Origin of the sequence: Pseudomonas kribbensis (assembly GCF_003352185.1) — a bacterium.
Lineage (GTDB): Bacteria > Pseudomonadota > Gammaproteobacteria > Pseudomonadales > Pseudomonadaceae > Aquipseudomonas > Aquipseudomonas kribbensis.
The window spans coordinates 560,835-586,576 of the sequence record NZ_CP029608.1 but is presented as its reverse complement, the minus strand read 5'-3'; the positions used below and the strand labels follow the sequence as shown (position 1 = coordinate 586,576).

Sequence of the window (25,742 nt, the reverse complement as noted above, 5' to 3'; positions counted from 1 at the left end):
CCATGATGGATACCAACCCTGGCTTCGCCGCAGTAGCGTACCTGCTCGCTATCGCGACTTCGGCAATGTTCCTGCGTCTGGTTCCCAAGGCCGCTCTGCACTTGCAGCACAACGGTGAAAGCCGCTACAGCACCATCGACGGTTTGCGCGGTTATCTGGCCTTTGGCGTATTCATACATCACGCCCTCATCACCTGGTTCTACCTGCACACTGGCGTGATCGACTTTCCGCCGAGCAACTTCTACTCGCAGTTGGGCCAGGCCAGCGTCGCATTGTTTTTCATGATCACCGGGTTTCTGTTCTGGAGCCGCCTGCTCAAGCAGGGGCGCCAGCACGACTGGCTGGCATTTGCGGTATCACGGGTATTTCGGCTTTATCCCCTTTACCTGCCACTGATGCTGATTGTGTTTGTCACCGTGTTCAACCGGCAGGACTGGGAACTGAAAGACTCTCCCGCACAACTGGCCGGGCAGGTTTTTGACTGGCTGACATTCGAACGGCCGGATATCAATCAGTACCACCAGAGTGGCATGTTGATCTCCAACGTGACCTGGACACTGGCTTATGAGGTGTTCTTCTATCTGGCACTGCCACTGCTGGGACTGGTCTTCATCTACCGCGGGCACTGGCTGCAAGTCGTGCTGTGCCTGATCGGGATCTACATCCTGTACCAGGTCGTCGGTTGGGAGCATTCGCTGAAGAAGCATTTTCTGGCGAGCTTTCTTGGCGGCATCGCGGCGGCCTATTGGGTACGACGCCCCCATCTGGTGGCATGGGGCCGGACCCACGTAGCCACAGCGGTTGCCCTGCTGGCACTGACTCTGGCGATGACACTGTTCAAACGCGCCTTCAGTTTGTTGCCGCTTCTGCTGCTGAGCACATTCTTCGTCATAGTGGCTTCGGGAAATCCGCTTTGGGGGGCTCTGCGCCTGCGCAGTGTCCGCTGGCTGGGAGAGATCAGCTACAGCACTTATCTGCTGCACGGTTATGTGCTCTGGATCATGGTGCAGCAGCTGCCACACCTGATGTCCTTCAATCCACAGAGCCCGGTCCTCTATCTGCTGTTGATGGTCGTCTGCAGTTGCCTGCTGATCATCATTGCCAGCCTGACATTCCTGTACATCGAGAAGCCTGGAATCGAAGCCGGAAAGACATTTGTGAACTGGTTACGCCAGAAGCAGCGTCCGAGAAAACTGGCCGATGAAGCCGCCCGGGAACGCTGAGCAGGGCCCCTGTCTCAGCGTCGAGCCTTCTTTCCAGCCATGAACGATCGGCAGACCATAACTGCGCCGGCCAAAGGCGTAGTCAGGATAAGCCGGCACGAGCCGTGCAGCACCGCGTTCGATCTTCGGCATCCTGCGAATCGCCCGTTTTGGCGCGCCGCTCACGCCAGCGCTGAAGCCAGCCCGCGGCTCAGTCCTTTTCCAGCGGCGAAAACAGCAACCGGCCCAGACCGCGCCAGGTTTTCTTGTTCCAGGCCTTGAACGGAATCTGCGCCAGCAGCTCCCGCGCCAGTTTGCGGTCGCGGTTGGCGGTTTTCAGGAACATCGAATTGAGTGACTTGTAGCGCACCTCGTCGTACAGCGGGTGATCGCTGAACAGCGCGTAGGTGCGCAGGATGTTTTCGATCATGAAACGGTGGTTCTTGTAGGAGTTGGTGGCGTGCTTGCGATAGCGCGCCATCACCACGTTCAGGCCATCGATGAAGTAACCGGCGCGGGTGACTTTCAGCTCGATGTACAGATCCTCGAGACGAATCGTCGGATCGAACCCGCCCACCTTGTCCAGTGCCTCGCGGCGGATCATCAAGGTCGGCGCCGGCGGATACGGCTTGCGCTCCAGGAACATGTCATCGAAGTCCAGACGACGGAACGGCACATCCCGGCGCTGACGCTTTTCCGGGTAGAGATTGCCGTCGGCGTCCATCAATTCGATGTTGCCGGCACAGATGCCGACTTCCGGTTTGCCGTCCATGTACGCGACCTGGGTGGCGATGCGGTCCGGGTACATGATGTCGTCGGAGCCGAACGGTACGATCAGGCTGCCTTTGGCCCGCGCAATCGCGCCGTTGAGCGTGTTGGTCAGGCCCTGATTCTGCTGCACCCGGAAATCGAAGCCGTGCTGTTCCTGCAAGGCCTTGATGCGCTCGGCACTGTCATCCTTCGAGCCGTCGTCGACCACCAGCAGCTCGATGTTCTTGTAGCTCTGGTTGATGACGCTGAGAATGCTTTCCTCGATGTACGGTCCGTGGTTATAGGACGCGATGATCACGGTGACGATGGGTTGTGCATCGCTCAGGGCGGTGACCTCACTCATGGCTGCTCCTTGCGGGCCTGCGCCAGGCCGGAGTCGATCAGGGTCAGGTATTCCTGACGGAAGACCTCGATGTCGTGCTGTTCCTGCAAATAACGATAGGCCTGTTCACCCTTGGCCTTGAGTTCGTCATCCGAAAGCCCGAGGTAGGTGTCCAGCGCCGCGACCAGGCTCGACACATCCTTGGGTGTGATCGCCAGACCACCGGCGCCTTCGATCAGCGGCAACATGGCCGGTACGTTCGAGGCGATCACCGGCAAGTGCCCGCTCATGCCTTCCAGCAGAGCCAGGCCCAGGCCTTCGGCCAGCGACGGCATGGTCCAGATATCGAACGCACGCACGTATTGCAGGGCGTTTTCCTTGAACCCCAGCAGGTGGGCACGGCCACCCAGACCAAGCTGTTCGATCTCGGCCGCCAGTGGCGCTTGCAGGCGTCCGGCACCGATGATTGCCAGTTGGGTGTTCGGGTATTTGTCTTTCAGTTGGGCGAATGCCTGCAACAGATAAGTGTGGCCCTTGACCGACACCAGCCGCCCCAGCGCACCGATCAGGCGCACATTCGGGTCGATGCCCAGCAGTTCGCGGGCACGCTCGCGGCTGTGCTGCAAGCCTTCGGCCTGTTCGATGTCGATGGCGTTGGTGATCGCGTACGTATTCTGATCGGTAAAACCGCAATCGCAGTCCAGCAGGTACTGTTTGACCGCCGGCGACACGCCGACGAAACGCCAGTGGCGGTCGATCAGGCGTTGGGTCTGACGACGACGGTAGAAGCGGTCGTACTCGCCGAAACCGTGGGAAATACCGATGCACAACGGCACTTTCAACCAGCGGTTGAGGGTCAGCATCATGTTCACCGGCTTGAAGCGGTTGCAGATCACCACATCGAACTTTTCCCGGCGGCAGAACTTGAACAACTGCCACATCGCCCGCAGGCGCATGCCTTTGAGGGACTTGTCGGAAAACTCGAAATACACCGAACGGTCGGCCCGACTGACAGCTTCACCCGGCCCGGGCTTGCCACGCAGAAAAGCCGCCGTCACCTCATAACGATCCGTCGGCAGCGCCTTGACGATCTGTTCGGCGAGGTCGGCGAAATCATGGGATTTGACGTTGTAGTCGGGTTGCAGCTGCAGCACCTTTGCGCGTTGACTCATGACTCTCCCCGGTGCGATCCCGTCGCGCCTGTTTCGCTTTGCTTCAGCACCCAGAACAGCTCCTGGCGCCTGACCGCTTTGCGGAAAAATTCGTTTTCGCCATAGACCGACGGCGCCCGACCGGCCAGCAGTCGCTGAAACAACCGGCGCAGGCGCCTCTTGAACGGCGTCGGCGGTTGCAGGTCATGCATCATGCCCAGTGCCATGGCCTTGTCCCGTTGCAACTCGACCGACAGCGGCAGGCACAGCGGCTGCATCGCCAGAGTCGCATCGAACGTCGGCGGCAAGGCGATGCCCTGCCCGCTGTCGCCCATCGGCCAGCGATCGTTGTCGTGCAAGTGGTTGGCGTAGCCGAGCAGGGTCGGTTGCCAGTCAAGACCGCGCAAGGCTTCCAGCACGGCTTCCTGGGCGCAGATATGATCGGGATGCGGATCCAGCGTCGGATGCGGCAGCACGATCACATCCGGACGCGCACGGGACAAGACGTCACGCAGATCGGCCAGCAGATTGTTCCAGGTCGGCGCGCCGTCGGCATCGCCGGGCAAGGCAAACGGATTCAACTGACGAAAAATTCGCGTGTCGCTCAGATCAGCTTCTCGCGAACCCACCGGTTGATTCGGCGCAGCCTGCATCGCCGCCAGTTGCAGGCAAAAATACCCGAGCTGCACGCAGTGTTCCTGCGGCACACCGGCCCAGCGCGGCACGGCGAGGCTGTCCCAGGCCCGCAAGCGGCCCTTGAGTCGCGCCGCCTCGACCTTGTTCAGGCCCATTTGCTGATAGTGTTCGGCTTCGATCTCGCCGGCGGTCAGGGTCACGATCCAGGTCTCGTCGGCCTGACTGTACAAACCGTAAGCGGCCAACTCGGCATCATCGGCGTGCGGCGCGATCACCATCACCCGCTGACGGCGGTAATCCGGTTGTTCCAGCGCCCATAGCACCGGCTCGCCGGTCACCCGGCAGAAACGTCCGCGCAGGCGCAACAGGCCTTGCGACAGGGTCTGCGCCTGACCGCTGAGGTTCAGATAACGCAGGCCGTTGACGCCTCGTTCGAAGGTCTGGGCATCCGGGTTCGATCCACCCGCCAACTCGACGCGCGGATCAAAGAAGCGTCCCAGCCAGGTGCTTTTAACCCGCAAGGCGAGGATCAGCGTGGCGTCGTCCACCAGCATCACGCCCTCGTCGAGGCGCAATTGCTCACCGTGCAAATGCACTTTGGGCTGCGGTGTGAACGGCGGAAAGCTGTACTGGTAATCGTCTTTCGGCGAATAGAACAAGTGGTCGGCGAACCACGCTTCGTGAGCGATCCAGCCAATCACCGCCAGCACCAGCGGCAACCACCAGGCCACCAGCACGCCGAGGGCGATCAACACGATCAGTGCAATCAACAGGCTGATCCGTTTATTGCGCCGGTGACGCTTGAGCAATTGCTGTTTGCGGCTCATGGGCTGACTCATACGGTGAAGACCGGCACAGGATTGCACCAGCGATCCTTGTATTCACGGTCGGCACGACCGAAGGAAAAGCGCAGCGGCTTGTTCAGGGCCCGCGCATGCTCCCAGGCACTTTGCGTATTGAGGAAGCTCAGGACGCTGCCGGGGCTGAATTCACGGGTTTCGGGGTCGACGCCACCGTTGATGTACTCGACGCTGATCCACTCCGGCGCTTCGACGCGATACACCAGTTGAATCGCGATCGGCGCATCGTTGAGGAAGATCACCGAGCCGATCAACAGCTCGCGCAGGAGTTCGATGACTTCGGCCATGCGTGCCGCGCCAGTGGCCGGGAAACCCCAGCGGCGCTGGAACAGGTCGCAGTAGATCGCTGCCAGTTCGGCACTGGAGAACTCAGCGACCGGCCGCACCACCCCGCCCGCCTCTTCCAGCAGGCGTAATTCGCGGCGCTGGTTGTAGCGAAACTTCTTCGACAGTTCTTCCGGGGTGCGGGCCATGGCCAGTTGTTCGGTCTGCAACTTGAGGCCGCTGAAGCGGTTTTCGTTGAGCGCCGACAGGTAGCGTCCGCGATGGCGCAGCGGGGCCTGGGCGTCAGCGGCGGCCGGCAGGATCAGTTCGGCGTTGCCGAGATCGAACAGGCCTTTCTTGCCGTTGCGCTTGAGCACGTCCTTGGACAAGGCCAGATCGCGGCCCCAGGTCGGGATCGCGGCTTTGATTTCGCCCTGCTGCTCCCAGGCCAGATAACGCACCGGGATGCCGGCCAGGTCCGCCAGACGCTCGACAACCATGGGATGTGTCGCGACGCTGCCGCCAAAACGCTGCCAGGCCTGTGCATAAGTTGAGGCGTCAACGGGCGACCAGCCACGTTCGCGCCAGCCTTGAAATCGGTTGAGCATCAGCCCCTCGGTGCCAGATCGGTAACTTGCGGCAAATGCCAGAAGGTGTCGCGTACGGCGCGGTCGGAGAAACGCTCGCGCAGGCGATCGAACATCATTTCGGCGCATTGACGACGCTGCTGCTCGTCCATGCCCGCCAGATGTTTCAGGCCCTGGGCCAGATGCTCGGCATCGCCCAGCGGGAACAGAATGCCCACGCCTTCGACCACTTCCTTCGCCCCGCCGCACGCCGTGGCCAACAGCGGCACGCCGGCAGCCATGGCTTCCAGCAGCACCATGCCGAACGGTTCGTGGTCGGAGCTCAAGGCAAACACATCGAATGCGCGGAAGTAATTGCGCGCGTCCGGCACCTGACCGAGAAACAGCACGCGATCACCGACACCCAGTTCGCGAGCCAGCGCCTTCAGATCATCTTCAAGACGACCCTTGCCGAGGATCACCAGTTGGCTGTTGGCCGGCAGACCGGGCAGCGCCGCGGCAAAACCGTGCAGCAGCGTGGCCTGGTCCTTGTCCGGGTGCAGGCGACCGACGTTGCCGACAATGAACGCATCCGCAGACAGACCCAGGGTCTCGCGGGCTTCACGGGCGGACACCTGACTCATCTGCAACGCCGAAACATCGATGCGGTTGTAGAGGGTCTGGATGCGTGCCGCCGGCCATTTCGGCAGGCAGCGGCGCATGTCGTCGCGCACCGCGTCGGACACGCCGAGCAGGCTCAGACGCTTGCGGAAAATATGCGCAAAGAGTTTGCGCGAGCCGCGTTTGTAATCGCCAAACGCGTGGTGCACGCCAATCACCGGCAGCGAAGTGCCGAGCAAGGCGATGTAGATCGGCTTGAAGCGATGGGCGATGCAGAAACTGAAATTGCGTGAAGCGGCGATCTTGCGCAAATCGCCGATGGCGCCCAGCTTCAGGCCACGAATGGCCTTGGAGCTGTATTCCATGAACAACACTTCATCGGAGGCGCAGGCCGCAGCCACCTCGCTATCGGCCGCCCCGGTCAGAAAGACCGTGGTGACCCGATAACCGGTGCCCGCGAACAGGCTGGCGTACTGCCGCGCGCAGTCGAGGAACGGCCCGTCATAGCCGTGACAGAACTGCAGCACATGGCGTTCAGCCGAGCGTGTCATAAGCGTTTGCGCCTTCTTTGACCACCAGGATGTCTTCCATGATCAGGTACTGCAGATCGGAGCCGAAGAACATGTTCAGGGCGTCGGTCGGCGAGCAGATCATCGGCTCACCACGGCGGTTGAGCGAGGTGTTCAGGGACACGCCGTTGCCGGTCAGCACTTCCAGCGCCTTCATCATGTCGTAGTAGCGCGGGTTGTATTCGCGCTTGAGCACCTGGGCCCGGGACGTGCCGTCTTCGTGGACGACTTCCGGCACGCGGGTCTTCCACTCTTCCGCCACTTCGAAGGTGAAGGTCATGAACGGCGCCGGGTGATCGATCTTGATCATCTGTGGCGCAACGGTGTCGAGCATCGACGGGCAGAAAGGCCTCCAGCGCTCGCGGAACTTGATCTGGTGGTTGATGCGGTCAGCCACGCCAGCCACGCTCGGGCAACCGATGATCGAACGACCGCCCAGTGCACGCGGACCGAACTCCATGCGGCCCTGGAACCAGGCCACCGGGTTGCCATCGACCATGATCTTGGCAATCTGCTCCGGCATGTTGTCGAGCTTGCGCCAGGTCGGCTTGTTCTCGTGACGGGCGCACGCGGCGATCACGTCTTCGTTGCTGTACGACGGGCCGAGGTAGACGTGTTCCATCTTCTCGACCGGCACACCACGGGCGTTGGACACATAGGCCGCTGCACCGACTGCGGTGCCGGCGTCGCCGGAGGCAGGCTGTACGAACAGCTCCTTGACGTCGTCGCGGGCGATGATTTTCTGGTTGAGCTTGACGTTCAACGCACAGCCACCGGCGTAGGCCAGTTTGCCGGTTTCCTTGAGCACGTCGCCCAGGTAGTAGTCGATCATCTGCAGCGCGATTTTTTCGAACAGCGCCTGAATGCTGGCGGCGTAATGGATGTACGGCTCGTCGGCGATGTCGCCTTCGCGCTTCGGACCCAGCCACTCGATCAGCTTCGGCGAGAAGTAGTAACCCTTGCCCTTCTCTTTGTAGCGACGCAGGCCGATCACGTTGGCGTAGTCGGTGTTGATCACCAGCTCGCCGTTTTCAAACGAGGCCAGGCGCGAGAAGTCGTATTTGCTGGCGTCGCCGTACGGCGCCATGCCCATGACCTTGAACTCGCCGTCCAGCATGTCGAAACCGAGGAACTCGGTGATCGCACCGTACAGGCCGCCGAGGGAGTCCGGATCGAAGAATTCCTTGATCTTGTGGATCTTGCCGTTTTCGCCATAACCGAAGAAGGTCGTGGCGTACTCGCCCTTGCCGTCGATGCCGAGGATCGCGGTTTTCTCTTTGAAACCCGAGCAGTGGTAGGCGCTGGAGGCGTGGGCCAGGTGGTGTTCGACCGGCTCGATCTTGATTTTCTTCGGATCGAAGCCCAGTTGCTCCAGGCACCAGACGATCTTGTTGCGATAGCGCTTGTAGCGACGGTTGCCCATCAGGATCGCGTCGAGCGCGCGGTCCGGGGCATACCAGTAGCGCTTGGCGTACTGCCAGCGGGCCTTGCCGAAAATGCTGATCGGGGCGAACGGAATCGCCACCACGTCAACGTCGGACGGCTTGATGCCAGCCTGCTCCAGGCAGAACTTCGCCGATTCGTAGGGCATGCGGTTCTTTGCATGTTTATCGCGTACGAAGCGCTCTTCCTCAGCCGCCGCGACCAGCTTGCCGTCGATGTACAGGGCTGCTGAAGGATCATGGCTAAGGGCGCCGGACAGGCCAAGAATCGTCAATGCCACAGGGGTCTAGCCTCTTTAGTCTGCATTCAGGCGCGATGCGCCTTGAAAAATGATGTGCCCTCGCACCGGGCGAGAGACAGCTAAAGGGCGGGATTATAGCGTAAACGTGGCGGGAATGACCCTGTGCGAATTGCCCCATGTCGTTCACCCCGCAGAACTTCCGGCGCAGCAAGAAAATTTTCGGTGCAGGAGCTGGCCTCATCGCTGGCAAGCCAGCTCCCACACTTGAACGGCGACACTTACAGACCCTGTGGGAGCCGGCTTGCCGGCGATGGCGATTCAGGCAGCGCTGGAAATGTCTTTGGGCAAACGCTGATCAATCACCCGATACAGCGCACTGCTTTCAGGCCAGTTACGCATGAAGCGCGCGCGATCACGGGCATAGGCCGGAGCAAAGCTGCCCGCCGAGCCGTGCTGACACATTGAATCCAGGTCGATCAACGCCCAGCGATCCTCATGCCAGAACAGGTTGTGGCCCTTGAAGTCGCCATGACTGATGCGCTCGGCAATCAACCGAGCAAACAGCTGATCCAGTGCCTGCAACTCGGCTTCCGGCGCTTCACCGCTTTCAACATACGGCGCAAAACGCTCGATGATGTCCGGCCCGGCCAGGTATTCGGTGATCAGGTACGCCTTGCTGCGCAGCCAGAAAAACCGGGTTTCCAGCACCGCCAGCGGTTTGGGCGTGGCGATACCGAGGAACGCCAGGCGATTGCCTTCGCGCCAGGAATGCCAGGCACGGCTCGGGCGCCAGAAGCGTTTTAGCCAGTGAGCAAAATTCTTGATGTTGTAACGCTTGATCACCAGCGGCCGTCCGGCAACGTCGACCTTGCCGACGCTGGCCGCGCCACCGGTCTTGTACAGGTGCCCTTGATCGAGCAAGGCATCGGCCTGCTCCAGCACCGGCAGCATCGCGGGTTCTTCCTCGCGACGGATCGAGCGCAGACCGAAGGCCCCGCGCCGCACGCTGAACAATGTGCACTCACGACCGACCTTGATCAGGAAGTCCTTCAAGCGCCAGGCGCGCACCTTGTCGATCTGCTTCTGCAACGCTTCCAGCGGCAGTGCGTGCTCGCTGTTGCTCAACAGGTAATAAACGAGCAATTCTTCGGTGAACGGCTCCAGTGACTTGGGCAACTGGGCGAAAAACACCCCGAGATTTTCCAGCACTTTCTGCCGGGACAATGGCTGACCAGCGTTTTCCGCACAGATACCGGCGCCATCGATCAGGTACAACTGACCACCGTGGCGCAGCAGGTTGTCCAGGTGCAAGTCTTCCTGCCACAGGCCTTTGCCGTGCAACTGGCCGATGGCACCGAGCGCTTCGGCCAGCACTGCCGATTGTTCATCCGCCAGCACCGGCAAGGATTCGACCTTGTTCCAGGCATCACCCAGGCTTTCGGCGCCTTCGAGGAATTCGAACAGCAGCCAGCCACCCTCGCCATCCTTCAGGCCGTCAGCCAGCAGCAACGGTGTGGTCATGCCCTGGGCGGCGAGCAGTTTCACCCCTTCCAGTTCACGCTGAAAATGTCGTGCAGCCTTGCTGCCGACCAGCAATTTGGCCAGCACCGGACGCCCGCGCCAAACCCCGGCGCCGACATAACGCTGCCCCGGCAACACCCGCAACAGGCTGAGCAATTGCAGATCGGCCGGCCCGGCCGCATCGGCCAGCGAAACCGTCAGCGGCAGGCTCGGCGTGCGTCCGGCGTTTTTCAGGTCGGACAACTGCATCAGCGGGTCTCCTTGCGACTGCGCCGCGCGGTCAGCCGCGTAACCCAGCTGTCGACCAGAGAACTGTCGACCGACTGATCGAGATACGCCGCCAGCAACTCGCGCAACTGGGCATCAGTCCACTCCGGCGCCCGGCGCAGCAACGGCTCCAGATCCTTGACCCGATCACGCTGGCCGAACAGCAAAGGCCGGGTCTTTTCCAGGTCGATCAACTGCGCCTGATAACCGGCGCCTTCGGCCCGCAGAAAAATATGCTTCGGATAGAAGCAGCCATGCACCTGACGCACGCCGTGCAGGAGCCGCGCCAGTTGACCGCAGGCCTTGAGAATCGCCGACTGCTGCGATGCATCAAGGTCCGACCAGCGCTGCAACAGCGAATCCAGATCATCCCAACCGTCGAGGGCGCGGGTCAGCAGGATCGCGCGCACTTCGCCATTGACTTTGCGCTGACCGAAAAACGCCGCCTGCAGCGCCGGAATGCCGAGCTGGTTATAACGGCTGATATTGCGAAATTCCCGGGCGAACGTCGGCTCGCCAAACGGCGCATGCAAGGTACGGGTCAGGTAATTGCTCTGACGCTTGAGGTAATAGCCGTGACCTTCGAGTTCGAGGCGAAACACACTGCTCCAGCCGCCACCGTCGGTGTTCGGCTCATCCACCGCCTCGAGCTGCTTGGCCCACAGCGCGTCGAACGTGCCGAGACCGTGGCGCTCCAGCAGCGCACGGTCTTCAGCGGCGAGAAAATCAGTCATTCGCGTCCCTCGAAAAATCTCACCACATGACGAATCCGTTTTTTGTCGGCGGCATTGAGCCGGTCACGCTGGCGGTATTGCAGGTAAAAGCGCAGGCGCTGGGTGTTCGACAGGTGATATTTGGCAACCTTGTCGAGACAGGCCAGATCCTTGGTGATCCGGTACTTGAGCCAGAAACCGCGCCAGAAATCGCCGTTCGGGCAATCGATGAGAAACAGCTGGGCCTGATCGTCGATCAGCAGGTTGCGCCATTTCAGATCGTTATGGGTAAAGCGATGATCGTGCATCGTCCGGGTATAGACGGCCAGTTGCCGGCTGATGGCATCGACCCAGCTGTGATTGCGCAGCTTGGGATCGTTGCGCTCGGCCAGTGCCGAGAGATCCTCGGTGCGCGGCAGCTCACGGGTAATCATCGCCCCGCGATCATAGGCCATGCCGTTGCGCTCCAGGCCCCAGGCCACCACTTCGGCGGTCGGGATGCCCCACTTGGCGAAACGCTTGAGGTTCTGCCACTCCATCTTTACCCGCGGCTTGCCGAGGTAGCGGCGCAAGCCCTTGCCGGCGCCGGAGTAGCGTTTGACGTAATAGTTGACGCCGTTGCGCTGCACGCGGATGACTTCGGACAGCGGATCGCGGGTCAGGCGCTCGCCTTCCAGCGCGAATACCGCTTCAAGACTGCCAAAATCCGCTTCGAGGTCGCTGTATCCGGGTTCAAGGTTCCAACCCGCCATCAGAGCGCATCCCCGTATCGCTGCTTGCGCGCGTAGAGCTTGTTGGCCTTGCCTTCGAGCCAGCTCAGCAACGACGCCTCTTCAGCCAGAATCTGGCGCAGCGGTTGCTGGAAGTAACCCTTGAGGAAGCGCAGCTTGTCGCGACGGGTCAGGCCGATGTCCAGCGCGGAAAAGTACAGCGCCGCCAGATCCTTGTCGCGCCAGCGCCGGGTGATCACGGGGCGGGTCTGGGCACGGTGCAGGTCGATCACCGAGAGTTTGAAATCTTCCGGGGTCACCGGTTTGTCGGTGTGCAGCAGGAAGTGGCAGATGTAGCAGTCGCGGTGGTTGACCCCGGCGCGGTGCATCATGCCGGTCATGCGTGCGACTTCGGCGATCAGCGCGCGCTTGAGTTTCGGCTGCGGTGGCTGCTTGACCCAGTCGATGCTGAAATCTTCGAGACTGATGGTCGGCGCCAGCTCTTCGGTGACGATGAACGAATGCTGATCCGCCGGGTTGCTGCCCTTCTCGCCGTACGCGACGGCGGTCATGGTCGGCACGCCGACTTCCTGCAGGCGCTGGATTGCTTTCCACTCCTGACCCGCGCCGAGCACCGGCAGCTTGGCGGTCAGCAGGTTCTTGAAAATCTCGCCCCAGCCGATGCCACGGTGGATCTTGACGAAAAATCCGTTGCCGTCGACTTCCGTGCGCAAAGTCCTGCGGGCTTCCAGCTCGCGGTACACCTCGCCCTGCAAGCCCTCGACTTCCGCGAACGCATCGCGGCCGGCCCAGAGGCTCTTGAACGGTTCAGCCAGCATCAACTTCATTTATGCGTGCTCCGCCAGAATCACATCGGCCGCGTGCTGCGGCATGCTGTAGAGGTCGGCCGTCTCGGCGAAAGCCAGACCGTTGCGGCTCCAGGCCGCCCGTGCAGCGTCGTCGTTCAACATGTCGGTCAGGTATTGCGTCAGTTGCGCCTGATCGAACGGTTCGTCCAGCACGCGCCCGGCGTCGGCCTCGGCGATGTAATGGGCATAACCGCAGACCGCGCTGACCAGCACCGGCAAACCGGCGACCAGCGCTTCAAGCAGCACCGTACCGGTGTTTTCGTTGTACGCCGGGTGGATCAACAGATCGGCGCCGAGCAGGAAGCGCGGAATATCGCTGCGCCCCTTGAGGAACGTCACGTTGTCACCCAGACCCAAAGTTGCACTCTGCATCTGGAACAATTTGGGGTCATCCTGGCCGATTACAAACAGCCGGGTGCGTTTCTTCAGCTCGGCAGGCAATGCGGCCAGCGCTTTCAGGCTGCGATCGACGCCCTTGGTCTTGAACCCGGAGCCGATCTGCACCAGCAGCAGTTCGTCGTCCTTGAGGTTGAATTCAGCGCGAAAACCGGCGCGAATCTCGTCGGCATCCTTCGGGCGGCGACGATCCTGGGCGATGCCCGGCGGCAGCAGATGGAAGCGTTCGAGCGGCGTGTCGTAATGCTTGATGAACAACGGCTGCTGCACTTCGGAAATCATCAGCACTTCGGTCTTCGCGTCTTTGGCGAACACCGCGCGCTCGTACTCGGCGAAGTGGCGGTAGCGACCCCAGCGGCGATACAGCGAATGGCGCAGGTTTTGCGCCTTGTCTTCGAAGCAGCCGTCGGCGGCGTAGTAGACGTCCAGCCCCGGCATCTTGTTGAAGCCGATCAGGCGATCCACCGGGCGCTTGGCCAGGTCCGCTTCCATCCACGCGCTGAGTTTTTCGTTGCGGCGGTGATTGAAGAACGCCTTGACCGGCGCTACCAGCACTTCGAAACCGGGCGGCACGTCGCCTTCCCAGATCAGGGTGTAGACGCGGATCTGGTGGCCACGCTTCTGGCATTCGAGGGCGATGCGCATGAAGTCGCGCTGCAAGCCACCGAACGGGAAATATTTGTAAAGGACAAATGCCAATTGCATCAACGCAGCTCCTCAGCCATCAACAACGTGCTCAGTCGGCTGGCGACACGCTCGGGATTCAGACGCGTGAAGCACAAGGGCAACTCGCGTTTCAGGTCAAACTGACGGGCATCCTGCGCGGTCGGTTGATACGTACATTTCTTTTGCAGGCACGGCGCGCACGGGAAATCGCTGCCGAGGTGAATCTGCAACTTGCCGTAGGCGCCGGTCAGGCCCGGATTGGTCGGGCCGAACAGCGAAATCGTCGGCACGTCCAGTGCCGCAGCGAGATGGCCGAGACCGGTGTCCACCGCAACGCAGGCCTGGGCGCCGGCCAGCACTTTGCCGACCCCGGCCAGGTTCAGCTTCGGCAGCACTTCGGCATGTTTGAAACCAGCGACGATGCGTTCGGCCCGGGCCTTCTCCAGCGGGTTGCCCCACGGCAGCTTGATCCCCACGCCGAGATAGCCGACCCGTTCGGTCAGCTCACGCCAATAGCTTTCCGGCCAGTGCTTGGTGTCCCAGGTGGTGCCATGCAGAAACACCACATAAGCATTCTTGCGCGGCAGTTCGACCAGACGCTCGACGTTGAGGCCGTAATCGCCCAGGCCTTTGGGCAAGTCGTAGCCCAAGGCGATAGCGAACAACTGGCGCACACGCTCGACAGCGTGCTGACCACGGGCCACCGCCAGTTTGCGGTCATAAAAACGCGCGGCGATCGGCTCCCGGGCCGAGCCCTTGTCGAGACCGGCCACCGGGGCTTTGACGTAGCGGGTCAGCCAGGCGCTTTTCAGCAGGCCTTGAGCGTCGATCACCAGGTCATATTTGTTCGCCCGAACGGATTGCTTGAAGCGTTTCCACTCGCCGCTGGTGATGGTTTTCCAGAGGTTCTTGCGCCAGCGGCGGATCGCCACCGGAATCACCTTGCCCACCGCCGGGTGCCAGGTCGGGATTTCGGCAAAGCCTTCTTCCACCACCCAGTCGAATTTGATCCCGGGAATGGCCCGGGCCGCGTCGGTCAGCGCCGGCAACGCGTGAATCACGTCGCCCAGCGATGAGGTCTTGATCAGCAATACCCGCAAGTTAATGGACCTCGACCACGGAGCCCTGCAAACGCTGCAAGGCATCGTTGACCGCGTCCGGCATCAGCTGGCGCAGGCAGTTGTAATGGCCGAAACGGCAGGTGCGGTCGAAGCACGGGCTGCAATCGAGGCCCAGGCGAACGATTTCCACATGTTCGGCCAGTGGCGGGGTGAAACCCGGCGAAGTTGAACCGTAGACCGCCACCAACGGACGGTTCAGCGCCGCTGCGACGTGCATCAGACCGGAATCGTTGGAGACCACCGAATCGGCGCAGGACATCAGGTCGATGGCCTCGGCCAGCGAAGTGCCGCCGCTGAGGTTCACGGATTCCTCGCGCAGGCCCGGAATCAGCCGCGCGCGGATGTCTTCACCGACCGCGTGATCGTTTTTCGAGCCGAACAGCCAGACCTGCCAGCCTTCGCGGATCCGCGCTTCGGCGACCTTGGCGTAATGCTCGGACGGCCAGCGCTTGGCTTCACCGAATTCGGCGCCGGGACACAACACCAGCACCGGGCGATCCAGGGTCAGGCCGAACTTGGCCAGCGCCGCCTCGCGGGTGAGCGGGTCGATCTGCAGGCTCGGGCGCGGATACGGTTTCGGCAGCTCGGCGTTCGGCTCATAGGCCAGCGCCATGAAACGCTCGATCATCAGCGGATAACGTTCTTTATCCAGCGTGCGCACGTCATTGAGCAGGCCGTAGCGGAATTCGCCGCGCCAGCCGGTGCGTTTCGGGATGCCGGCGAAGAACGGCACCAGCGCGGATTTGAGCGAGTTCGGCAGCAGGATCGCCTGGTCGTACTGGCCGGCCAGGGATTTGCCGATCCGCCGGCGGGTCGCCAGCTCCAGCGCGCCGTGGCCGAGCGGGAAGCTCAAGGCCTTGCGCACTTCGGGCATGCGCTCGAGGATCGGCCGGCTCCACTCGGGGGCCAGCACGTCGATTTCGCACTGCGGGTGGCGCTGCTTGAGACACTGAAACAGTGTCTGCGCCATCACCATGTCACCGACCCAACTGGGCCCAACGATCAGAATATTCATGTGGTTTCCATAAACGAACCGGGGAGGCCTTACGCCTCCCCGTCTCGAGAATCAGCTTAGCCCCAGCTCTCGCCAGATCCGCATCACCTGCCGCCGTTCGTCCGCGAACTGGTCGCCCGGTATCACGCCGGCGTCCTTCTGCAAGGCCTGCCGGTGGGCGGCGGAACGATAGGCCTTGTAGGCCTCGCGCAACAGGCTGGCGTCTTCGACGGGCATCAGCCCTTCGTGTTCCAGCTCTTCCAGAATGCGGATATTGTCCGTCCAGCGCAGTAGCGGCGGGTGGCTTTGCGACCACGCCAGGGCCGCGTATTGCACCATAAATTCAATATCGACGATACCTCCGGCGTCCTGCTTGAGGTCGAACGGCGCCGCGGCGTCGAAGGCATTCGCCCCGGTACCGGCGGCGGTGCTCTTGCTCCCGAGGTTGTCGCGCATCTTGGCGCGCATCTCGCTCACTTCCTGCTGCAGCTTCGCCAGATCCCGCGCCTTGCCCAATACCTGGGCCCGCACTTTCTCGAACGCCTGGCCGACATCCTGACTGCCCACCAGCACCCGCGCCCGCACCAACGCCTGATGTTCCCATGTCCAGGCTTCATTTTCTTGATAGCGGGCGAACGCGCCGAGCGAACTCACCAACAGCCCCGATGCACCGGACGGTCGCAGACGCATGTCCACTTCATACAGCTGGCCGGAGTTGGTCTGCGCCGTCAGCAGGTGAATGATCCGCTGACCGAGCCGGGTAAAGAACTGCGCACCATCAATCGGTTTCGCCCCGTCGGTTTCCGCCTGCGGATCGCCGTCGTGGATAAACACCAGGTCCAGGTCCGAACCATGCCCCAACTCGATCCCGCCGACTTTCCCATAACCGACAATGATGAAGCCGGGATCGCACAGCGTGCCGTCGGTGCGCAGCGGCGTGCCGTACTTGGCCACGGTCTGGCGCCAGGCCAGGGCCAGCACTTGCTCGAGAATCGCTTCGGCCAGCCAGGTCAGGTAATCGCTGACTTTCATCAGCGGCAGGCTGCCGGCGATTTCCGAGGCGGCGACGCGCAAGCGGTGCGCCAGTTTGAAATGGCGCAGGGCTTCCATCTGTTGCTCGAGGTCGTCTTCCGGGATCCGGGTCAGACGCTCACGCAGCTCGGCAGCCAGTTCCGGTGCCAAGGGCGGCTTAAACAGGCGACCTTCATTGAGCAACTCATCGAGCAGCAGCGGGAAACGGGTGATCTGCTCGGCGATCCACGGGCTCGCGGCGCACAGAGTCAACAAGCGACGCAGCGCGCCCGGGTTTTCCGTCAGCAAGACTAAATAAGCCGAACGCCGGGCCACCGCTTCGACCAGAGGCAGGACCCGCTCGAGCACCAGATCCGGATTGTCATGCTCCACCGCCTGAGCGAGCAGGCGCGGAATAAAGGCGTCGAGGCGTTCGCGCCCCAGTCGCTGCATCGCCCGTAATTGTGGACTGCCGCGCAGACCGGCCAGCGCCTTCAAGGCTTTGGTGGCGTCGGCGAAACCGCCCTCTTCCAGTTGGCGGCAGGCAGCTTCTTCGTCCTGCGCCTCTTCCCACAGCGGCAGCCATTCCCCGCCGACCACCACTTCGCAATCGGCGCCCTCTTCTTCATCGGGATCGGCGATCACTTGTGCAAAGTGCCAGGCCACACGGCCACGCCAGAACATCAGCTTTTCATGGAAGGCGTCCCAATCGGCGAAACCCAGCATGAAGGCGATGCGCGCCTGATCCTGCGCAGTGTCCGGGAGCATCTGGGTCTGACGGTCGGCAATCGCCTGGATCGCGTGTTCGGTGTAGCGCAGGAATTCGTAACCTTCACGCAGCTCGCTGATCACCGCCGGCGGCAGGTAACCCTGCCCTTCCAGCGTGCCCAGCACCTTTAATAGAGGACGTTGTTGCAGGCTCAGATCGCGACCACCGTGGATCAACTGAAAGGCCTGGGCGATGAACTCGACTTCACGGATGCCGCCGGAGCCCAGCTTGATATTGTCGGCCATGCCCTTGCGCCGGACTTCCTGCTGAATCAGCTGCTTCATGGTGCGCAGCGCTTCGATCGCCGAGAAGTCCAGATAGCGCCGGTAAACGAACGGTCGCAGCATGTCGAGCAACTGCGCGCCCGCCACCTGATCGCCCGCGACGACCCGTGCCTTGATCATCGCGTAGCGTTCCCAGTCGCGGCCCTGATCCTGGTAATACTGCTCCAGCGCATTGAAGCTCAGCACCAGCGCGCCGGACGAGCCGTACGGGCGCAGGCGCATGTCGACGCGGAACACGAAGCCGTCGACGGTCATCGGGTCAAGGGCCTTGATCAGGCGCTGGCCGAGACGAATGAAGAATTCCTGGTTATCCAGTGCGCGCTTCACGCCGACGGTTTCGCCGCCCTCGGGGTAGGCGAAGATCAGATCGATGTCCGACGACAGGTTCAGCTCGACCGCGCCGAGCTTGCCCATGCCAAGGATGACCATTTGCTGCGGTTCGCCGCTGCGCCGGCCGGTGGGCGTGCCGAATTGCTGGCAATGGCGGCTGTACAGCCATTGATAGGCCTGGTCGATGCTGGCGTCGGCCATGTCGGAAAGGTCGCGGCAGGTCTGCACCAGGTCGGCCTGACGGGTCAGGTCGCGCCAGATGATCCGCACCTGATGCCGGGCGCGCTGGCGACGCAGGACGCGACCCAGCTCGTCTTCTGTTTGTGCAGTGTTCACCGCCGCGGCGATCTGCCCGCACAGCTCGCCGGGGGCGAACGGCCGGTCGAGTTCGCCGGACTGCACCAGTGACAGCAACATCAAAGGGTCACGAACACTCTGTTCAATCACGAAATCGCTGGCGCCAGTGACGCGGGCGAACTGCGCCCAGCGCTCCGGAGTCCAGGTGGAGAAGCCGTGATCGCCTTCGGTCAAGCCGGCGACGGCCGTACGGAACGACTGCTCCGATCGGCTGACCAACGGCAGGAGAATGGCGGGCAGTTCGGCAAGCGCGGGCAGGGTCATGGTCTATCCTTGATCGGCGTGTAAATGGCCGCTTGTAGTGATGATTGAAAAACCGCTACGCGAAGGACTGTCGAACAAAAGTGAGAAATAGCTGAAATTTCTTTTTCTTTGGCAGCCAACATCAAACTTTCACCTTTTTCGGATGGCTAAAGACCAACCTTAACGATTATTCTCACAACGCAGTCGGAGGCCACAAGCCTTTCATCTGTAGTTTTACTACTCGTCTATACATTCGAAAGGCTGAAATGCCGGATGATTTGTAGTAAAACTACACGCCGCCGGAACAACCTGTCGGCAATCCAAGAATTTTAAATCGTCTGCCCACAAGGCCAGTCGCAAACTCAGGCAACCGATTCTGGAAGCCTTTCCGCCCTGGAGCAAGCCATGCAAGACCTCGATCCCGTCGAAACCCAGGAATGGCTGGACGCCCTGGAATCGGTTCTCGACAAAGAAGGCGAAGACCGTGCTCACTATCTGATGACCCGTATGGGCGAACTCGCGACCCGCAGCGGCTCGCAACTGCCTTACGCCATCACCACGCCTTACCGCAACACCATCCCGGTTACCCACGAAGCACGCATGCCTGGCGACCTGTTCATGGAACGCCGCATTCGCTCGCTGGTACGCTGGAACGCGATGGCCATGGTAATGCGTACGAACCTGAAAGATTCTGACCTGGGCGGTCACATCTCCAGCTTCGCCTCCAGCGCGACCCTGTACGACATCGGTTTCAACTACTTCTTCCAGGCTCCGACCGACGAACACGGCGGCGACCTGATCTACTTCCAGGGTCACACCTCGCCAGGCGTCTACGCCCGTGCGTTCATGGAAGGCCGCATTTCCGAAGACCAGATGAACAACTTCCGCCAGGAAGTCGACGGTCAGGGCCTGTCGTCCTACCCGCACCCTTGGCTGATGCCTGACTTCTGGCAGTTCCCGACCGTATCCATGGGTCTGGGCCCGATCCAGGCGATCTACCAGGCGCGCTTCATGAAGTACCTGGAGCACCGCGGTTTCATCCAGCCGGGCAAACAGAAAGTCTGGTGCTTCCTGGGCGACGGCGAGTGCGACGAGCCGGAATCCCTGGGCGCGATCTCCCTGGCCGGCCGCGAGAAGCTGGACAACCTGATCTTCGTCATCAACTGCAACCTGCAGCGCCTCGACGGCCCGGTTCGCGGCAACGGCAAGATCATCCAGGAACTCGAGGGCGTGTTCCGCGGTGCTCAGTGGAACGTGACCAAAGTCATCTGGGGCCGTTTCTGGGACCCACTGCTGGCCAAAGACGTCGACGGCATCCTGCAACGTCGCATGGACGAAGTCATCGACGGCGAGTACCAGAACTACAAGGCCAAAGACGGCGCGTTCGTTCGTGAACACTTCTTCAACACGCCAGAACTCAAGGCGATGGTTGCCGACCTGTCCGACGACGAGATCTGGAAACTCAACCGTGGCGGCCACGACCCGTACAAGGTCTACGCGGCGTACCACGAAGCGGTCAACCACAAAGAACAGCCGACCGTCATCCTGGCCAAGACCATCAAGGGTTACGGTACCGGTGCGGGCGAAGCGAAGAACACCGCGCACAACACCAAGAAAGTCGACGTCGACAGCCTGAAGCTGTTCCGCGACCGCTTCGACATCCCGGTGAAAGACGAAGAGCTGGAAAACCTGCCATTCTTCAAGCCTGAGCCAAACAGCGCCGAAGCCCGTTACCTGGCCGAGCGTCGCGCCGCACTGGGCGGTTTCGTGCCTCAGCGTCGCGCACAGAGCTTCAGCGTACCGACTCCGGATCTGGACACCCTCAAGGCGATCCTCGACGGTTCCGGCGACCGTGAAATTTCCACCACCATGGCGTTCGTGCGGATCCTCGCGCAACTGGTCAAGGACAAGGAAATCGGCCCACGCATCGTTCCGATCATCCCGGACGAAGCCCGTACCTTCGGTATGGAAGGCATGTTCCGTCAGCTGGGCATCTACTCGTCCGTCGGCCAGCTCTACGAGCCAGTCGATAAAGACCAGGTGATGTTCTACAAGGAAGACCAGAAAGGTCAGATCCTTGAAGAAGGCATCAACGAAGCAGGCGCCATGAGCTCCTTCATCGCCGCCGGTACTTCGTACTCCAGCCACAACCAGCCAATGCTGCCGTTCTACATCTTCTACTCGATGTTCGGCTTCCAGCGTATCGGCGACCTGGCCTGGGCTGCCGGCGACAGCCGCACCCGTGGCTTCCTGATCGGCGGCACCGCCGGCCGTACCACCCTGAACGGTGAAGGCCTGCAGCACGAAGACGGTCACAGCCACCTGCTGGCTGCCACCATCCCGAACTGCCGCACCTACGATCCGACCTACGGCTACGAGCTGGCGGTGATCATTCAGGACGGCATGAAGAAGATGACCGAAGAGCAACAGGACATCTTCTATTACATCACCGTGATGAACGAGTCGTACCAGCAGCCAGCCATGCCGGCCGGTGCCGAAGAAGGCATCAAGAAAGGCATGTACCTGCTCGAAGAAGACACCCGCGATGCGGCGCACCACGTACAGCTGATGGGCTCCGGCACCATCCTGCGTGAAGTCCGTGAAGCGGCGAAGATCCTGCGTGAAGAGTTCAACATCGGCGCCGATGTGTGGAGCGTCACCAGCTTCAACGAACTGCGTCGCGACGGCCTGGCCGTAGAGCGCAGCAACCGTCTGAAACCAGGCCAGAAGCCTAAGCGCAGCTACGTCGAAGAGTGCCTGAGCGGCCGTAAAGGTCCGGTCATCGCCTCTACCGACTACATGAAACTGTTCGCCGAGCAGATCCGTCAGTGGGTACCGTCCAAGGAATTCAAAGTCCTGGGCACCGACGGTTTCGGCCGCAGCGACAGCCGCAAGAAACTGCGTCATTTCTTCGAAGTCGACCGTCATTTCGTGGTGTTGGCAGCCCTGGAAGCACTGGCTGACCGTGGCGATATCGAACCTAAAGTCGTGGCCGAGGCCATTACCAAGTTCGGCATCGACCCGGAAAAACGCAACCCACTGGACTGCTGAGGAGAAACTCTGTGAGCGAACTCATTCGCGTACCTGACATCGGCAGCGGTGAAGGTGAAGTAATCGAACTGTTTGTGAAGGTCGGCGACCGTATCGAAGCCGACCAGAGCATCCTGACCCTGGAATCGGACAAGGCCAGCATGGAAGTGCCGGCCCCGAAGGCCGGCGTCATCAAGAGCCTGAAAGTGAAGCTGGGCGATCGCCTGAAAGAAGGCGACGAACTGCTGGAACTGGAAGTCGAGGGCGCCGCGCAAGCGGCCCCAGCACCTGCCGCTGCGCCGGCTGCAAAAGCTGAAGCCAAACCGGCTGCCGCTCCTGCTGCTGCCGCGCCAGCCGCTGCCCCTGCTGCCGCTTCGGTTCAGCAAGTGCACGTGCCGGACATCGGTTCGTCGGGCAAGGCCCAGATCATCGAGATCCAGGTCAAGGTCGGCGACAAGGTCGAGGCTGATCAGTCGCTGATCACCCTGGAATCCGACAAGGCAAGCATGGAAATCCCGTCGCCTGCCGCTGGCGTGGTCAAGGCCATCAGCGTCAAGTTGAACGACGAAGTCGGTACTGGCGACCTGATCCTGGATCTGGAAGTGGCGGGTGCTGCGGCCCCTGCGGCTGCCGCTCCGGCCCAGGCGGCTGCTCCAGCCGCTGCTGCGCCGGCTCCGGCCGCCGCGCCTGCTGCACCGGTTGCCGACAGCGTTCAGGACATCCACGTTCCGGACATCGGTTCGGCCGGCAAGGCCAAGATCATCGAAGTGTTGGTCAAGGCTGGCGACAGCGTTGAAGCCGACCAGTCGCTGATCACCCTGGAATCCGACAAGGCGAGCATGGAAATCCCGTCGCCTGCCGCTGGCGTGGTGGAAAGCATTTCCATCAAGCTGGACGACGAAGTCGGCACTGGCGATCTGATTCTCAAGCTGAAAGTCAAAGGCGCCGCTCCGGCTGCTGCCCCGGCTCCAGCTGCCGCTGCTGCTCCGAGTGCTCCGGCGCCAGCCGCTGCTCCGGCCGCCGCTGCACCTGCTGCTGCCGCTCCGGTTGCCGCTCCAGCCAAGCCTGGTGCGAAAGTTCACGCCGGCCCTGCCGTGCGTCAACTGGCTCGCGAATTCGGCGTCGAGCTGAGCGCTGTCGGCGCCAGCGGTCCGCACGGTCGCATCCTGAAAGAAGACGTGCAGACTTACGTCAAAGCCATGATGCAGAAGGCCAAGGAAGCACCGGCCGCTGCTGCTGGCGCAACCGGTGGCGCGGGCATCCCGCCGATTCCGGTCGTCGACTTCAGCCGTTTCGGCGAAATCGAAGAAGTGCCGATGACCCGCCTGATGCAGGTCGGCGCCGCCAACCTGCACCGCAGCTGGCTGAACGTGCCGCACGTGACGCAATTCGACTCGGCGGATATCACCGAGCTGGAAGCGTTCCGCAACGCACAGAAAGCTGTCGCAGAGAAGGCCGGCGTCAAGCTGACCATCCTGCCGTTGCTGCTCAAGTCCTGCGCACACCTGCTCAAGGAACTGCCGGACTTCAACAGCTCGCTGGCGCCAAGCGGCAAGGCGATCATCCGCAAGAAATACGTGAACATCGGCTTCGCCGTGGACACCCCGGATGGCCTGCTGGTACCGGTCATCAAGAACGTCGACCAGAAGAGCCTGCTGCAACTGGCCGCCGAGGCCGCTTCCCTGGCTGAAAAAGCCCGGACCAAGAAGCTCTCGTCGGACGAGATGCAAGGCGCCTGCTTCACCATTTCCAGCCTCGGCCACATTGGCGGCACCGGCTTCACGCCGATCGTCAACGCGCCGGAAGTGGCGATCCTCGGTGTTTCCAAGGCAACCATCCAGCCAGTCTGGGACGGCAAAGCCTTCCAGCCGAAGCTGATGCTGCCACTATCGCTGTCCTACGATCACCGCGTGATCAACGGCGCCGCTGCTGCACGCTTCACCAAGCGTCTGGGCGATCTGCTGGCGGACATCCGCACCATCCTGCTGTAAAGCGCTCGGCCCTCCGGCAACGGAGGGCCGACTGCGTTCCACGTTTTCGAGCGCCACACGCTCGTACCTCAACCCCGTCAGTTTGGCGGGGCTTTTTTTTGCCTGAAATAACTCGCACCCATACTTTTCCTACAACTTGCGCTGATATAAGCCACGAACCCAGTCGACTTCCTATCGATATTTTTTATCGCAAGACAACTAATCTCCCCCAACAAAGTTAACTAAATAACTTTACCACTCTCGAACACAACTTCTTGATAACTCGAATGGATTCGAACATGTTAAAACCCACTGTCGGCCCTATTATCGGCCACACAACAACTAATCACGCACGCATATTCATACGCGGAGAGCAACAGGAAAACACCAGGGTCTTTGCAGGCATTCGTTACCGAAAGTCTGGAAAAGAACAATGGATAAAAAGCATCTTTGCGACTTTAAGTGTCTTGCACGACATGTCCACCGTATTCGCAATAAATAACTTGTGCGCCGATACCGAATACGAGTATCAGACCGGGTGGTTCAGCCCGATGAGCCCGGTACATACCGTAGAAAGCGTCGCCGAACTGCCACTGCAATGGCCACGAGAGGTCTACCGTCTGCGGACCCGCTCAAGCGAAGCAACGCAAGACCGGGCCTACATTGTCGGCTCCTGCCGCTACCTGCGAATGACTGCCGGCAAGCCCTCTTCCCCCCAATCGGGCGACCGGATTTTCGCCTCTATCAACCAATTGATCGAAGGCAGCCAGCCTCCGGTCAGTGCAGCACTGATGACCGGAGACCAGATCTATGTCGATGACTTGAATATCATTGCGCCCGATCGCGAATACCAGGACATTCTGAAGAAGTATCGTGCGGCGTTTTCTCAGCCAAACATCCAGCGCTTGATGTCTGGACTATCAACCTACATGATCCTCGATGATCATGAGATTGAAGACAACTGGCCGGCCAACGCCGGAAAAAGCGACCATGAGTTATATCGCAACGCAATGGCAGCCTACGAGTTATATCAAGCCAGTCACAGCCCCGTACATCCACTGGACACTAACGGACAAGTCAAGCGCTCATCATTGGATCATTACTGGTATCAGTTCAGCGACGGCGATATCGAATGGTTTGTGACCGACAGTCGAACTCGCCGCAACTTGTCATCGACTGACCGGCGCATTCTCGATGAAGAACAGGAGCAGGCATTGTGCAAGTGGCTGATCGAAAGTCCGGCGCGGGTCAAGTTCGTGGTCACCAGCGTCATGTTCTATCCCGATCGCAAGGCTCACGGCGACGATGCCTGGAAAGCCTTCCCGGAGCAAAGGCTGCGCTTGCTGGAAGTCATTCGCACCCACCGAATCTTGAATGTCATCTTCGTCAGCGGCGATGTCCATGGCTCTCTGACCTCACGCCTCACGCATACTGAAGACTCCGATTTCGAAGTGCACACCATCGTCTCTTCGCCACTGTGCAACAGCAAATTGCTGCCATATGCCAAGGCTTCCACATTCATCCTGGATCAGCCTCTGGCCCGCGTCGCAGGCGGCGAATACCGACACGAGCTGACCAGCCAGGTCGTCAGCGAGGACAACTTCGCGCACCTGGTGGTTGGGACCGGGCGGATCCAGGTCAACTATCACGACCGCGATGGCAGACGCCTGCAATCCATCGATATTCCGTTGAGATAAAATCCAGCGGCACGACCGTTCCGGATGCCGAAAGGCTCTGGAACGGCACTTTCCCGGCGATCGCGCATTACTTTCCGCCACCCGCTGGAGAAATGCCCGCCGCAGCCGACATATTCTTATAGCACTTGGCCTTCATGTCTCTTGTCAG

The 25,742-nt window shown here is 61.1% G+C and carries 18 protein-coding genes; 4 read left to right on the top strand and 14 right to left on the bottom strand.

What is annotated here, in order from left to right; translation table 11 throughout:
* The first annotated feature begins 2 nt into the window (after positions 1-2).
* Positions 3-1,223, top strand: coding sequence for an acyltransferase family protein (locus tag DLD99_RS02700; RefSeq protein ID WP_114881181.1), 1,221 nt, complete (start codon positions 3-5; stop codon positions 1,221-1,223).
* Positions 1,224-1,413: 190 nt separating this feature from the next.
* Here DLD99_RS02700 and DLD99_RS02690 read toward each other — a convergent pair whose 3' ends face one another.
* The 14 genes from DLD99_RS02690 to glnE form a co-directional block, all read right to left on the bottom strand.
* Positions 1,414-2,298, bottom strand: a complete 885-nt coding sequence (locus tag DLD99_RS02690; protein ID WP_114886561.1) for a glycosyltransferase — start codon at positions 2,296-2,298, stop codon at positions 1,414-1,416.
* A 14-nt stretch (positions 2,299-2,312) separates the two neighbouring features.
* Entirely contained in the window at positions 2,313-3,467 is a 1,155-nt protein-coding gene (locus tag DLD99_RS02685) for a glycosyltransferase family 4 protein (RefSeq protein WP_114881180.1), read from the bottom strand.
* Entirely contained in the window at positions 3,464-4,909 is a 1,446-nt protein-coding gene (locus DLD99_RS02680; RefSeq protein WP_114881179.1) for a PIG-L family deacetylase, read from the bottom strand. The genes DLD99_RS02685 and DLD99_RS02680 overlap by 4 nt, the downstream gene beginning before the upstream one ends.
* Before the next feature lie 8 nt (positions 4,910-4,917).
* Positions 4,918-5,814 (bottom strand): antimicrobial resistance protein Mig-14, encoded by an 897-nt coding sequence (locus tag DLD99_RS02675; RefSeq protein ID WP_114881178.1) that lies wholly within the window; start codon positions 5,812-5,814, stop codon positions 4,918-4,920.
* Positions 5,814-6,944, bottom strand: a complete 1,131-nt coding sequence (locus DLD99_RS02670; protein WP_114881177.1) for a glycosyltransferase — start codon at positions 6,942-6,944, stop codon at positions 5,814-5,816. The genes DLD99_RS02675 and DLD99_RS02670 overlap by 1 nt, the downstream gene beginning before the upstream one ends.
* Positions 6,928-8,685 (bottom strand): carbamoyltransferase family protein, encoded by a 1,758-nt coding sequence (locus DLD99_RS02665; protein WP_007952261.1) that lies wholly within the window; start codon positions 8,683-8,685, stop codon positions 6,928-6,930. Before DLD99_RS02665 ends, DLD99_RS02670 begins: the two co-directional genes overlap by 17 nt.
* A gap of 279 nt (positions 8,686-8,964) precedes the next feature.
* Positions 8,965-10,416 carry a lipopolysaccharide kinase InaA family protein gene (locus DLD99_RS02660; RefSeq protein ID WP_114881176.1) on the bottom strand — a complete coding sequence of 484 codons (1,452 nt, stop codon included), beginning with the start codon at positions 10,414-10,416 and terminating at the stop codon, positions 8,965-8,967.
* Positions 10,416-11,168 (bottom strand): lipopolysaccharide kinase InaA family protein, encoded by a 753-nt coding sequence (locus DLD99_RS02655; RefSeq protein ID WP_114881175.1) that lies wholly within the window; start codon positions 11,166-11,168, stop codon positions 10,416-10,418. Before DLD99_RS02655 ends, DLD99_RS02660 begins: the two co-directional genes overlap by 1 nt.
* On the bottom strand, positions 11,165-11,899 hold the full coding sequence (locus tag DLD99_RS02650) for a lipopolysaccharide kinase InaA family protein (RefSeq protein WP_114881174.1): 735 nt from the start codon (positions 11,897-11,899) through the stop codon (positions 11,165-11,167). Before DLD99_RS02650 ends, DLD99_RS02655 begins: the two co-directional genes overlap by 4 nt.
* Positions 11,899-12,705, bottom strand: a complete 807-nt coding sequence (rfaP, locus tag DLD99_RS02645) for a lipopolysaccharide core heptose(I) kinase RfaP (protein ID WP_114881173.1) — start codon at positions 12,703-12,705, stop codon at positions 11,899-11,901. Before rfaP ends, DLD99_RS02650 begins: the two co-directional genes overlap by 1 nt.
* Positions 12,706-13,827 (bottom strand): glycosyltransferase family 4 protein, encoded by a 1,122-nt coding sequence (locus tag DLD99_RS02640; RefSeq protein WP_114881172.1) that lies wholly within the window; start codon positions 13,825-13,827, stop codon positions 12,706-12,708.
* A complete protein-coding gene (gene waaC, locus DLD99_RS02635; RefSeq protein ID WP_114881171.1) occupies positions 13,827-14,888 on the bottom strand; it encodes a lipopolysaccharide heptosyltransferase I in 1,062 nt (353 codons plus the stop codon). Before waaC ends, DLD99_RS02640 begins: the two co-directional genes overlap by 1 nt.
* 1 nt (position 14,889) lies before the next feature.
* Complete coding sequence (gene waaF, locus DLD99_RS02630; RefSeq protein ID WP_114881170.1) at positions 14,890-15,924, bottom strand: lipopolysaccharide heptosyltransferase II; 1,035 nt, start codon at positions 15,922-15,924, stop codon at positions 14,890-14,892.
* 51 nt (positions 15,925-15,975) lie between these two features.
* Positions 15,976-18,918, bottom strand: coding sequence for a bifunctional [glutamate--ammonia ligase]-adenylyl-L-tyrosine phosphorylase/[glutamate--ammonia-ligase] adenylyltransferase (gene glnE / locus DLD99_RS02625; protein WP_114881169.1), 2,943 nt, complete (start codon positions 18,916-18,918; stop codon positions 15,976-15,978).
* Positions 18,919-19,302: 384 nt separating this feature from the next.
* Between glnE and aceE the strand changes: the two genes are divergently transcribed.
* From aceE to DLD99_RS02610, 3 genes are all read left to right on the top strand, one after another.
* Positions 19,303-21,948 carry a pyruvate dehydrogenase (acetyl-transferring), homodimeric type gene (aceE, locus tag DLD99_RS02620; RefSeq protein ID WP_114881168.1) on the top strand — a complete coding sequence of 882 codons (2,646 nt, stop codon included), beginning with the start codon at positions 19,303-19,305 and terminating at the stop codon, positions 21,946-21,948.
* Positions 21,949-21,959: 11 nt separating this feature from the next.
* The gene (gene aceF, locus DLD99_RS02615) at positions 21,960-23,918 is read left to right on the top strand and encodes a dihydrolipoyllysine-residue acetyltransferase (protein WP_114881167.1); all 1,959 of its coding nucleotides are present in this window, start codon (positions 21,960-21,962) and stop codon (positions 23,916-23,918) included.
* A 278-nt stretch (positions 23,919-24,196) separates the two neighbouring features.
* Entirely contained in the window at positions 24,197-25,594 is a 1,398-nt protein-coding gene (locus tag DLD99_RS02610) for an alkaline phosphatase D family protein (RefSeq protein ID WP_114881166.1), read from the top strand.
* Positions 25,595-25,742: the final 148 nt, after the last annotated feature.

Bases quoted from the DNA above. Each gene is read 5' to 3' on its own strand.
- DLD99_RS02700 (WP_114881181.1), top strand. From the start codon at position 3: ATGATGGATACCAACCCTGGCTTCGCCGCAGTAGCGTACCTGCTCGCT.
- DLD99_RS02685 (WP_114881180.1), bottom strand. From the start codon at position 3,467: ATGAGTCAACGCGCAAAGGTGCTGCAGCTGCAACCCGACTACAACGTC.
- DLD99_RS02680 (WP_114881179.1), bottom strand. From the start codon at position 4,909: ATGAGCCGCAAACAGCAATTGCTCAAGCGTCACCGGCGCAATAAACGG.
- DLD99_RS02675 (WP_114881178.1), bottom strand. From the start codon at position 5,814: ATGCTCAACCGATTTCAAGGCTGGCGCGAACGTGGCTGGTCGCCCGTT.
- DLD99_RS02670 (WP_114881177.1), bottom strand. From the start codon at position 6,944: ATGACACGCTCGGCTGAACGCCATGTGCTGCAGTTCTGTCACGGCTAT.
- DLD99_RS02660 (WP_114881176.1), bottom strand. From the start codon at position 10,416: ATGCAGTTGTCCGACCTGAAAAACGCCGGACGCACGCCGAGCCTGCCG.
- DLD99_RS02655 (WP_114881175.1), bottom strand. From the start codon at position 11,168: ATGACTGATTTTCTCGCCGCTGAAGACCGTGCGCTGCTGGAGCGCCAC.
- DLD99_RS02650 (WP_114881174.1), bottom strand. From the start codon at position 11,899: ATGGCGGGTTGGAACCTTGAACCCGGATACAGCGACCTCGAAGCGGAT.
- rfaP (WP_114881173.1), bottom strand. From the start codon at position 12,705: ATGAAGTTGATGCTGGCTGAACCGTTCAAGAGCCTCTGGGCCGGCCGC.
- DLD99_RS02640 (WP_114881172.1), bottom strand. From the start codon at position 13,827: ATGCAATTGGCATTTGTCCTTTACAAATATTTCCCGTTCGGTGGCTTG.
- waaF (WP_114881170.1), bottom strand. From the start codon at position 15,924: ATGAATATTCTGATCGTTGGGCCCAGTTGGGTCGGTGACATGGTGATG.
- glnE (WP_114881169.1), bottom strand. From the start codon at position 18,918: ATGACCCTGCCCGCGCTTGCCGAACTGCCCGCCATTCTCCTGCCGTTG.
- aceE (WP_114881168.1), top strand. From the start codon at position 19,303: ATGCAAGACCTCGATCCCGTCGAAACCCAGGAATGGCTGGACGCCCTG.
- DLD99_RS02610 (WP_114881166.1), top strand. From the start codon at position 24,197: ATGTTAAAACCCACTGTCGGCCCTATTATCGGCCACACAACAACTAAT.